Annotated in this window: 6 protein-coding genes; all 6 read left to right on the top strand. The window is 43.0% G+C overall.

The window, feature by feature from the left end:
* Positions 1-38: 38 nt before the first annotated feature.
* The 6 genes from CLV51_RS10940 to CLV51_RS10915 all read left to right on the top strand — a co-directional run bounded on the left by CLV51_RS10940 (position 39) and on the right by CLV51_RS10915 (position 12,046).
* Complete coding sequence (locus CLV51_RS10940) at positions 39-635, top strand: RNA polymerase sigma factor (RefSeq protein WP_106528070.1); 597 nt, start codon at positions 39-41, stop codon at positions 633-635.
* A gap of 71 nt (positions 636-706) precedes the next feature.
* The gene (locus CLV51_RS10935) at positions 707-1,738 is read left to right on the top strand and encodes a FecR family protein (RefSeq protein ID WP_106528069.1); all 1,032 of its coding nucleotides are present in this window, start codon (positions 707-709) and stop codon (positions 1,736-1,738) included.
* Between the two features lie 5 nt (positions 1,739-1,743).
* On the top strand, positions 1,744-5,229 hold the full coding sequence (locus tag CLV51_RS10930) for a SusC/RagA family TonB-linked outer membrane protein (protein WP_106528068.1): 3,486 nt from the start codon (positions 1,744-1,746) through the stop codon (positions 5,227-5,229).
* An 11-nt stretch (positions 5,230-5,240) separates the two neighbouring features.
* Complete coding sequence (locus CLV51_RS10925) at positions 5,241-6,818, top strand: SusD/RagB family nutrient-binding outer membrane lipoprotein (RefSeq protein ID WP_106528067.1); 1,578 nt, start codon at positions 5,241-5,243, stop codon at positions 6,816-6,818.
* Positions 6,819-7,258: 440 nt separating this feature from the next.
* Positions 7,259-10,411: a SusC/RagA family TonB-linked outer membrane protein gene (locus tag CLV51_RS10920; RefSeq protein ID WP_106528066.1), complete on the top strand. Its 3,153-nt coding sequence runs from the start codon at positions 7,259-7,261 to the stop codon at positions 10,409-10,411.
* A gap of 30 nt (positions 10,412-10,441) precedes the next feature.
* Positions 10,442-12,046, top strand: coding sequence for a SusD/RagB family nutrient-binding outer membrane lipoprotein (locus CLV51_RS10915; RefSeq protein ID WP_106528065.1), 1,605 nt, complete (start codon positions 10,442-10,444; stop codon positions 12,044-12,046).
* The last annotated feature ends 296 nt before the right edge of the window (positions 12,047-12,342 follow it).

Here is a 12,342-nt window from a genome sequence, read left to right as displayed (position 1 = left end):
TTATCAGCCAAAACGTTTAATTACTACTGTAATTCAGGATGTACAGCAGTTATTCAGATAACCAGTTAGTATCGCTGCTTAAAAGCGATGACAGCGCCGCCTTTAATGCCATCTACGACCGCTACAGTAAGCTGCTGTATTTATTTATACACAGTAAACTGGATACGGGCGAAATTAGCAAAGACGTGCTGCAGGACCTTTTCATTTCCTTATGGGAAAAAAGGCACACATTGATTCTTAAAGAATCTTTGAAAGCGTACCTGTACCAGGTAGCGCGTTATAAAATCATAGACATTTACCGTAAAAATGCTACCTACCGCAAGTATTTGCAGCAGCTGATCGAGCATTTTGATGCACAGCCGCATTCTGTGGTAGAAGCAGTAGACCATAAAGCAAAAACGCAGGAGTTGTTTGAAGCGATCAACCACCTGCCGGAACGCATGAAAGAAATTTTTATGCTTAGCCGGTTCGAAAACCTGACGGTGGAACAGATCTCCACCCACCTGGGCCTGTCCCAGCAAACGGTTAAAAACCAGATCACTAAAGCACTGAAGATACTACGGGCCAGCTATGCCAAAACGGATTTGATATTATTAGTTATATCCCTGATCCTTACAGACAACATGCTGAAATAAAAAAAACAGCGTAAGGTAATGGTACCTTTTCCACGTTATTACGACTTAAGAACACCATAAAACGCTAACAGGTGGACACAGAACAGATAAAAATATTGCTGGAGCGATATAATCAGGGGATTTGCTCACCGGAGGAAGCGGATATTGTAGATCAATGGTTTGAGAATATCAACCGCCATCAATCCACCTATGTGGATGATAGCGCACTTGATCAACAACTAGACGAGATAAAAATGCAAATAAACGAACATATAACACCAACACCACGGGTACGTAATATGCAACGCTGGTATTATTGGTCGTCCGCTGCAGCCGCAGTAATACTGCTTTCAGCCGGTTTGTTCTGGTTTAATAGTCATCGCTCTGCCGGTACCCTTCCTGCGGAAAAACAGCTGGCACAGGTAACTAATACCGCCACCAATCACCGTATTGTAAAAGACGGTTTTGTTGAAATTACTACGCCTAAAGGCAGCAACGAAAACATAGCCCTGGAAGATGGTAGCTCCATCGTACTCAATGCGGGCAGTAAAATACGCTACCCGGAACATTTTGATGGTACGGAACGCCCCATATTCCTGGAAGAAGGAGAAGCCTTCTTTACCGTAGCTGCTGACCCTACAAGACGCTTCGTGGTTAGTACTGCGGAAATTGCCACCACCGCATTAGGCACTTCTTTCAATATCCGGGCCTATGCCCGGGAGAATAAAGTAACCGTTGCACTGGTGAGCGGCAAAGTAAAAATTGATCAGCTAAATAATACCAACAATAAAACAACTTCCCTGATCCTGCTCCCCAGTGAGCAAATCAGTTATGACCGCCAGTCGCTCAGCATGATGAAAACTATTTTCAGCAAAGCTGAAGACGTAACCGGCTGGAAACAGGGATACCTGATATTCAGAGATGCACCTTATAATGAAGTGATGACGGGAATAGAGAATCGTTATAGTGTAACTGTAGTTAATAAGAGTAGCAAAAAAGAATGGAACTATAACGGATTTTTTAAGAATGAAAATCTGAAAGAAGTAATGGACATCATCTGCTTAGCCAAATCACTTTCATATACCATTAAAAACGATACTATTTATCTGGAAAATAAAAACTAGTCCATATGAGGGTAAAGCCATGCCCCGTGAAATGGTTTGTATCCATGGGGTTGATGCTGACATTACTGTTGGCGGGGAGCTTGAACACCACGACTAGTGCTATCACGCAAACACCCGATCCACCAACGGTTATTGAGGTTAGTATCCAGGTGAAAAATAAAAACCTGGAAGAAGTAATGGCCGAGATTTCGGTAAAAACAGGGCTCAACTTTCATTACGACAAAACTGATCTGAACCTTAAAAAAAAGGTGACACTAAACTGCTCTAAAACACCAATAGATGAAGTTTTAACGTCGTTATCAGCACAAACCGGATTAAAGTTTACCCGCATTAACAACAAAATCATTGTAGGAGTAGAAAGTGACACCGGCAAATCACCTACTGTAGCATTGCTGAATCATGTATCACTGGAAAGAGAAATTACAGGAACAGTACGCGATAATAAAGGCACGCCACTTCCAGGGGTTACCATCCAGATCAAGAACACAAATAAAGGCACACAATCCAACGCTGATGCTGGCTTTACACTTAAAGCCAGCATCGGCGATATACTTATTTTTAGCTCTGTCGGTTTTTTAAACCGCGAGGTAAGCGTAGGCGTAAACAATGAGGTGAATGTACGCATGCAGGAAAATGTGAAAGCGCTGAGTGAATTTGTAGTTACTGCACTGGGCATTCAAAAAAAAGCAAAGGAACTCCCCTACGCCACCCAGCAACTGGATGGCGACGATTTATCACTCGTAAAAGATGTGAATGCAATCAACAGCCTTAGCGGAAAAACAGCAGGAGTTACCATCACCCGCAATGCCTCTGGTATAGGCGGTTCTGTTCGTGTAGTATTACGTGGCAACAAATCTACCCGCGAAAATCAACCCCTGTATATTGTAGATGGCGTACCATATGCGAACTTCTCCCCGGCGCAGCCACAGGATGTTTGGGGACAATCCAACAATATTATTGGTGCCGGCGGCAGAGATGGCGGAGATGGTATTTCCAATATCAACCCGGATGATATTGAAAGTATCAGTATCCTGAAAGGCGCTTCTGCAGCGGCGCTATATGGCAGCCAGGCAGCCAATGGCGTTATTCTCATTACCACCAAAAAAGGAAAACCCGGCAAAAGCAAAATTGATGTTTCTTCCGATTATACCATAGAAACCCCTTCCCTCCTGCCCAAATTACAATATCGCTATGGGCAAACAGATCTTCCCGGTCTTGATAAAGTAGGGACTCCACAACCCGGATCACTGGGTAGCTGGGGCAAACCAGTACAGGCACCTGATCACGTAAAAGACTTTTATAATACCGGTTCCACCTGGACCAACACCATCGCCTTCAGTGGCGGCACCGAAACAGCACAAAGTTATTTTTCCTACGCAAATACCACCAACAAAGGCATTCTCCCCACCAATAAATTTGACAGGCATACGATCAACTTCCGCGAAACATTAAAGCTGTTGAATGATAAACTGGTGATGGATGCCAATGTGTCTTTTATGATACAAAATACCGAGAACCGCCTCTCGTCCGGATTGTACTACAGTCCTATATCCGGACTGTATATATTTCCACGTGGTCAGGATTTCAACTACTATAAAAACAACTTTGAATACTACGATAAAGATCGAAACCTGTACATGCAAAACTGGTGGGATATCCGCAATGATAAAAAATGGATAGGACAGGATGATCAGCAAAATCCGATGTGGGCACTGCAACGCAACCGCCGCCTGGATTTTCGGTATCGTGGAATGGCCACACTGGCGCTCACCTACCAGATCAACAACTGGTTATCACTGAAAGGCCGTGGCAATTTTGATAAATCACTGGATCAATATGAGCTGGAAGCATTTGCCGGTACACAGGTTGTACTCGCCGGGTCTAACGGTCGTTATACCCTGGAGAAAGAATTTAATACCCAACTATACGGAGATATGATGGTGAATGCCAGCAGCAAAATCAACAGCTGGCTGCACCTGGCAGGGAATCTGGGTGTGAGCATCACAGATATCAAAGCGCATGAACGTACTTTCAATGGTGCCAATCCCAATGCAGACCCTGGCCTGAGCTATCCTAATAAATTTTCTATCTCCAATATTATGAGTACCGCTATGGATGCGCAACATAATGTGGATCAGAAACAGCTGCAGGCATTATTTGCCAACGCACAACTGGGCTTTAAGAATTTTTTGTTCCTGGATCTGACCGGACGTAACGACTGGTCCAGCACTTTTGCCTATACGCCTACCTTGCATAAAGGATATTTTTATTATTCTGCCGGACTCTCTGCGGTATGGAGTGATATGTTTAAAATGCCGGAGCAGATAGATTTTCTGCGCTCCCGTATGTCTTATGCAAAAGTAGGTAACGATATTGCCAGCTATGCTTCACGCCCATCGCCATTTACCGTGCAGACCATTGCCGGCGTAACCCGCGTAGTACTCAACCAGCGTACCCCTTATCCGGGCGTATACCTGGAGCCGGAAGATAATCGTGCTTTTGAAGTAGGGCTGGAAACCAGGATGTTTAAAAATCGTATAACCGCTGACGTTACCTTTTACAAAAACAACAACTATAAGCAATACATGGAAGTACCGGCACCACTGGGTTCCAGGTATTCTACCTATTATCTTAATATGGGCAATATACAGAATGAAGGATGGGAAGCCGTACTCACGTTAATGCCTGTACGTACCAAAGCTGTTACCTGGACCAGCACCATCAATTTTGCTACCAACAAAAACAAAGTTATCTCGCTAAGCAATGCTAACATAGCCGGCGCTGATACCAGCAACATGTTTGTACTCACCGATTTCGGGGTAAACATGTTTGGCGCTTTCATTAAGGAGGGTGGCTCCTGGGGTGATATTTACTCTAATAAAGAGCTGGAGCAGAATGATAAAGGAGCATATATCATTGACAATAATGGCAAATTAAAAACACACAGCGCGTTTAAAAAAATAGGGAATCCGAATCCGGATTTCACATTAGGATGGAATAATAGTGTGGATTATAAAAATTTTACCCTGAGTTTTTTGATAGATGGTCGTTTTGGTGGAAAAGTAATGAGCGTAACACAGGCAGTACTGGATTGGTACGGCGTAAGTGAAGGCAGCGCAAAAGCCCGTGATAACGGCGGCGTAAACATCAATGCCGTAAATGCTAATGGTACGCCTTTTAACGGGAAAATAGATGCCCAAACTTATTATACTACTATTGGCGGAAGAGCGGGCATCGGCGGAATGTATATGTATGATGCCACTAACATCCGGTTACGGGAGCTGAGTATCAGTTACCGTATACCACTGAAATGGAAGTGGGTACGTAACATGCGTGTAGGCTTAATAGGTCGGAATCTTTTCTTCTTTGAACTACATGCGCCCTTTGACCCGGAAGTATCAATGGGTACCGGCAATGGATTACAGGGTGTAGACGTATTTGGCTTACCGCCTGTACGCAGTATGGGCTTAAATTTAAGATTAGGATTATAAAATACTCACAAATGAAAAGTTGGAAAAAAACCGCATTGTTTGCCATTACGGCCATTATGCTGGGAAGTGGCTGCACGAAACGATTTGATGAGATCAACAAAAATCCCTACGATTTTGATGAAGAAGAGCTGAAAGCAGATTATCAGCTATTGGGAGAACCTTTGTCTGAAGCCCAGCTGAACCTGCTTATTTACAATGATCCACCAACAGCGCAATTACAGCAAAACCTGAATGCAGACGTCTTTTCAGGATATACCATGTCGCCTACACCATTTGAAGGCAATATCAACAATACCAATTATGGGTTGCTGTATAACTGGAATAATGCACCCTGGCTTATTGCTTACACTAATGTGATGAAGTCGTGCGACTTTACCCAGCAAAAAGCAAAAGGGAAATATCCTGATTTTTATGCACTGGCACAGATTATTAAAGTAGAAGCCATCCATCGCGTGAGTGATATTTACGGGCCGGTTATTTATACTCATTATGGAATTATTAATGGAGATAAAAGCATAGACTACGACTCACAGCAGGATGCCTATTATGCTTTTTTCAAAGACCTGAGTGAGGCCATCGATACACTCACCGCTTATGTCAATAACAATGCTCCGCACCGCTTTGCAGCATTTGATCTTGTATACAAGGGTGATTTTACCCAATGGGTGAAATTTGCCAATACATTGCGGTTGCGCCTGGCGATCCGTATATCAGGCATTGACCCTAAGAAGGCAAAAGAAGAAGGTGAAGCTGCATTAAAACATCCGTTAGGTTTGTTGTTAAAACCAGCAGATAATTTTTCCGTGAATATTGCACCGGTTACACATCCGCTCAATATTATGTGTTATACGTGGGCAGATGTGCGGATGAGCGCGCCCATGGAATCTATTTTAACGGGGTATAAAGATCCGCGGCTACCACATTATTTTATGCCCACAGATGGTGGTGCAAATGTTTATCATGGCATACGCAATGGTATTGATATTACAGCGAAGGAAGAGTACAGCGGGTTTTCCCAGCTTGTAAAATTTGACAACAATATATTATTTATGACAGCCGCCGAGGCCTGGTTCCTGAAGGCGGAAGCGGCGCTATACGGCTGGCAGGGCGCCGGTACAGCTGCTGCCAATTATGCCACCGGTATAAGTACTTCTTTTCAGCAATACGGTATTACTAACGTTAACGACTATCTGAATAATAACACCAATACACCCAATCCATATACTGATCCGCAGAATGCAGCCAATAACATACCGAAAGGCGACCCGCATTTAAGTACTATAACTATCAAGTGGGATGAGCAGGCATCCCTGCAACAAAAACTGGAACGTATCATTACCCAGAAATGGATCGCCATGTATCCGGAAGGACAGGAAGCCTGGAGTGAATTTCGCCGTACGGGTTATCCAAAACTCTTCCCGGTGGTTGTTAATAACAGCGGTGGTACTATCTCCACAGAAAAATTTATCCGCCGGTTACCTATGCCACAGCGGGAACTCATTACCAACCCTAAAGCGGTAACCCGTGCCATTGCTACCTTAAAAGGCCCTGATACAGGCGGAACAGCACTTTGGTGGGATATGAGATAGGAATTACGAATTCCCTAAAAAAGATTAACTTTTTTTTAAACTCCAATAGTACCATTTATATTCCCGCACGACTTCCTTCCTGTAACGCGCAAAATTTCAGCGCCCAATACTATGCTATCTGTAAAATAAACGTTATTAAAAACACTTTTTCCATGTAAGTAAAATGCAACAGGAATGTAATGCCCGGATTCAACCAGCATAGCATATTACGACCATCAACAAGGGCTGCACGCTGTCCTGTATATTGGTTAACGTAAGCACGTCTCTATTAATAATAAGGTAAGATGATAAAGGATGATGCACATCATGCTATTGGACGTTTATTTTCTATATGGCACGCGCAAAAAGAGCTGGTATTATTAGCTACGCACGCAATAACAATGGTTTCAATTATATCCAATTATATAAATCCCATTTATTAACCAATAAAAAAGGCAAGTATGAAAACAAACCTACGCCTTATGAAAGTGTGTGCTATGACAGGTCTGGCGCTCACTTCCATATTAGCAGACAGTGCGTATGTGAAGGCTGCCGGCTATGCTTATTCGCCCACAGCTTCATTCCGTAGTATTTTACAGGAAAGAGAAATCAGCGGTTCCGTAAAGGACAGCAAAGGTAATTTGCTGCCTGGTGTTACAGTACAAATAAAAGGTGCATCCAAAGGCACACAAACAAATCCGGAAGGTAAATATCATATCAGCGCTAATACCGGTGATATTCTTGTTTTCAGTTCAGTAGGCTTTGCTTTAAAAGAAGTAACTGTTGGCAGCGGTGCTACTATTAACGCCACACTGGAAGACAATGTAAAAGGATTGAATGAGCTCGTTGTAACTGCGTTGGGCATTCAACGTAAAGCAAAAGACCTCACTTATTCCACACAGCAGGTAAAGGGTGAAGACCTGACCAACGTAAAAGAAACAAATGTTATTAACAGTTTATCGGGTAAAGTATCCGGTTTGCAGATTAATCGCAGTGCTTCCGGTGTGGGTGGTTCTTCCAGGGTTGTTTTACGCGGACAAAAATCCATCCGTGAAAACCAGCCACTGTATGTAATTGATGGTGTACCCATTGCCAATTTCAGCAGTGCGCAGCCATCTGATCTTTGGGGCCAGTCTGCCGGTCCTTCCAGCAACTCAGCCGGCCGTGATGGTGGCGATATATTAAGCACCATCAACCCCGATGATATTGAAAGTGTAAACGTATTAAAAGGAGCATCTGCATCTGCGCTGTATGGTAGCCAGGCTGCCAACGGTGTGATCATGATCACCACCAGGAAAGGAAAAGCAGGTCAGGCAAAAATCACCTACTCTTCCAACTTCACACTTGATCAGCCTTCTTATCGTCCGGATCTGCAATATTCTTATCTGCAATCTTCACCAGGCAATCTGTATAGCTGGGGAGCAAAAGGTAGCAGTCCTGATCATGTGAAAAGTTTCTTCCAAAACGGTACTACCTGGATCAACTCCATTAATGTATCCGGCGGAACAGAAAAAGCACAGACCTATTTTTCCTATTCCAATACCAGCAACAAGGGCATTATTCCTACTACAAAGTACGGACAACACACCCTTAACTTCAGAGAAAATGCCAATTTCCTAAACGATAAACTGAACCTGGATGCGAATGTGCAGATGACTACACAAAATGCACATAACCGTCCTACTTCCGGTTTATATTACAATGCGCTAACCGGTTTATACCTGTTTCCAAGAGGATTGGATTTCAATCAGTATAAAAACAACTACGAATATTTCTCTGATTCCCGTAACATGTATATACAGGACTGGTGGAATATTAATACAGAAAAAGGCCTGACAGGACAGGATTCTCAGCAGAATCCATACTGGATACTCAACAGAAACGTTACCGAAAACCGCAAGGATAACCTGATCACCTCACTGGCCCTTCGTTATAAACTTACCGATTGGTTAAGTGTGCAGGCTCGTGGTAACGTAAATAAAGCATGGGATAAATATGAATTAAAAGCAAATGCAGGTACACAAACCACCATTGCAGATGCAAACGGACGGTACACGTATGATTATCTAAGCAGTACCCAGTATTATGGAGATCTGTTACTGGTAGGTAATACCAAACTGTCTCAAAAGATTGGTTTCAATTTCACTGCCGGTACCAGTATCACTGATCTGAAACAGGACCGTAATTACATAGATTCCAAAGATGCTGATCTGGCATTTGCAAATGTGTTTAATATTGGTAATATTAACCTGAGTCCCGCGGCTAAAATAACGCCAAGTGGGCTGAGAAGACAACTGCAGTCTGTATTTGGAACTGTGGGTGTTAACCTTAGTGAAAAAGTATTTCTGGATCTGACCGCACGTAATGACTGGTCATCTACCCTGGCTTATACCCCTAATGTAAAGAAAGGTTACCTCTACTATTCTGCTGGTTTGAATACTATTATCAGTGATATCTTCCACATGCCTAAGTTTGTGGATTATGGAAAGATACGCGCATCCTATGCTAAAGTAGGTAATGATGTTGCTCCTTTCTCTACATTACCGGTAAACCTGATTACATCCGGTACGCTGACTTCCAACACTTCCGGTGCTTATCTGGGACTGCCATTGAAACCTGAGATGACTTCCTCCGTAGAAGTAGGAACAGAATGGAGATTGTTTGATAGCAGATTGACCTTTGATGTGACCTGGTATAATTCACATACTAAAAATCAGTATTTCGACTTCCTGATTTCTGCAGGTTATTTATACCCTAATGCTTTTGTTAACGCAGGTGACGTACAGAACACAGGCCTGGAAGCAACTTTAGGCATCCAGGTAATAAAACAGAAAAATCTGACCTGGCAAACCAGCTTTAACTTCACTCACAATAGAAATAAACTCATACAGCTGGCGCCACAACTGAGAGGTGATTATACCATCACCCCTAAAGGAGATAACGTTAACAACTATGCGCTGAAATTACATGAGGGTAGCTCATTTGGTGATATCTATGGCAAAGCATTCAAACGTGCAGCTGATGGTACCATCCTGGTGGACGACAACGGCAAGCCAATGGCTGCAGACGGTCCGCTGAGCTACCTGGGCAACCCTACGCCTAAATTCCTGCTGGGTTGGAATAACAGCTTTACCTGGAAACAGTTTACCGTAAACATCCTGGTTGACGGACGTTTTGGTGGTAAAGTAATGAGTATCACACAGGCGATGCTGGATGAATATGGTGTATCCAAAACCACTGCAAATGCCCGCGACAACGGCGGTGTAGACATTACAGCTACTAAAGCCAGCGGCGGAAAGTTTGCAGGCAAACTTCCTGCTGAAGCATTTTACAGCGGTGTTGGCGGTCGTGCCGGTATTACCGAATACTACATGTATGATGCTACCAACGTACGTTTGAGAGAACTGGCCATTGGTTATGCTATTCCATTACACTCCAGTGTTATTAAAGATCTGAAAGTTGGTTTGGTAGGACGTAACCTGTTCTTCTTCACGAAAAAAGCGCCTTACGATCCTGAAATGAGTATGAGTACTGACAACGGTGTACAAGGTGTGGATGTATTTGGATTGCCTTCTACCCGCAGTTTTGGCTTGAACCTGAAATGTGCGTTTTAATCTGATTCAGAACAACAAAAAAATTGAGCTATGAATTATAAAGCATTTAAAAAACTGGGTCTGGTCCTGGCCGCTGCGGTGCTAAGCTTTAGTAGCTGTACCAAGAAGTTTGAGGACATTAATAAAAACCCGTACGGGTCTACCGATAAAGACCTCGAAGGTGATTTTGCCATTGTAGCTGCACAGCTGCAACAGGCACAGCGCAGTATCTACTTATATCAACCCGTACCAACTTTCCAGTTACAGCAAAATCTGCTGGGAGATGTTTTCAGTGGTTATATGATGTCTGCCACTCCATTTGGAGGTAATAGCAATAACCTGAACTACAACCTGCTGGATGGCTGGATCAGTGCTTCCTGGACTACTGCATATTATACAGTGATGAACCCCTGTTATAAAGCAGGTAATTTCTCTAAAGCAAAATTCCCTGAAACGTATGCGATGTCTCAGATCATAAAGGTGGAGGCGATGCATCGTGTGAGTGATATCTTCGGGCCTATTATCTACTCAAAATATAATCAGCCTAATGCTGATGGCACCGTTGATTTTGACAGTCAGAAAGATGCTTACTACGGATTTTTCGCTGACCTGAAAACAGCGATTGATATACTTACGCCTATTAAGGATAATCCACACAGCGTATTATTTGGTAAGGCTGACCTGGTATACGGCGGAAGTTATGCAGAGTGGTTAAAGTTTGCCAATACCTTGCGCCTGCGCCTGGCTCTGCGTATCGTAAACATTGATCCAACAAAAGCAAAAACAGAAGGTGAAGCTGCACTGGCAAATGCCGGTGGTTTGTTAACTACTCCGGCAGATAATTTCCTGGTAGACATAGGCAGCACTACCCATCCGCTGAATACGATAAATAGTTCATGGGATGATATCCGTATGGGTGCGCCTGCAGAATCTATACTGGGTGGTTATAATGATCCGCGCCTGCCCAAATATTATACAAAAGCAATTGATCCTGCTGTAGCCGGCCTTTATAAAGGTATCCGCAACGGGATAAATATTGATACAAAAGACCGGTATGTAAAGTACTCCAAACTGGCCGCTTTCCCCAGCAAAATACAGTTAATGACATCTGCTGAAGCATGGTTCCTGAAAGCTGAAGCAGCATTACGTAACTGGGCTAATGCAGGTGATGCACAAACAAACTACCAGTCAGGTATTCAGGCATCTTTTGATCAGTATAACCTGGGTAGTGCAGCTACATATTATAACAACAATACTGCAACACCTGCGCCTTACTTAGATCCTAAAGCAATTACTGCCAAACAGAATGATATTCCTACCGGCTCTCCGTATCTCAGCACAATTACCATTAAGTGGGATGCTGCTGCTGCAACGGAAGTGAAACTGGAACGTATCATTACCCAGAAATGGATTGCTATGTATCCGGAAGGCGAAGAAGCATGGTCTGAATTCCGTAGAACCGGTTATCCTAAACTGTTTCCTGTTGTAATAAACAACAGTAACAATACTATCAGTACTACCGATTTCGTGCGCAGGGTATTTTTCCCAAGCAATGAATATGCTTCTAACGGTGCTGCTGTTCAGAAAGCCATTGCTACTTTAAGTGAACCAAAAGATGTAGGTGGTACTCACCTCTGGTGGGACCCGAAAAAATAGTCTATTCAAATTTTTATTTTTGAATCGCGTGCATAAAAGAGGCCGGTCCTGTTGAGGACCGGCATTTTTATTTTCATGAGTTACTATACGCTCCTTATCTATATCTATCTGAAAAAAAATTCACAGAAATTTATTTTTCGGATGGTACCTCTCTTCTCATCGCACGACTACTTCTAAGCGACCAATCAAAAACTCATTGTATAATATTCACGAATAAACAAAAAAATATCCCGGTACTTGTTTAGCTGTAATTCAATCTGGAAGAGAGTCTAGCTTAGAAATAATAGTTCACTTAT

Source organism: Chitinophaga niastensis (assembly GCF_003014755.1).
Classification (GTDB): domain Bacteria; phylum Bacteroidota; class Bacteroidia; order Chitinophagales; family Chitinophagaceae; genus Chitinophaga; species Chitinophaga niastensis.
The sequence above is the reverse complement of the archived record's forward strand: the minus strand, read 5'-3'. Positions and strand labels throughout refer to the sequence as shown.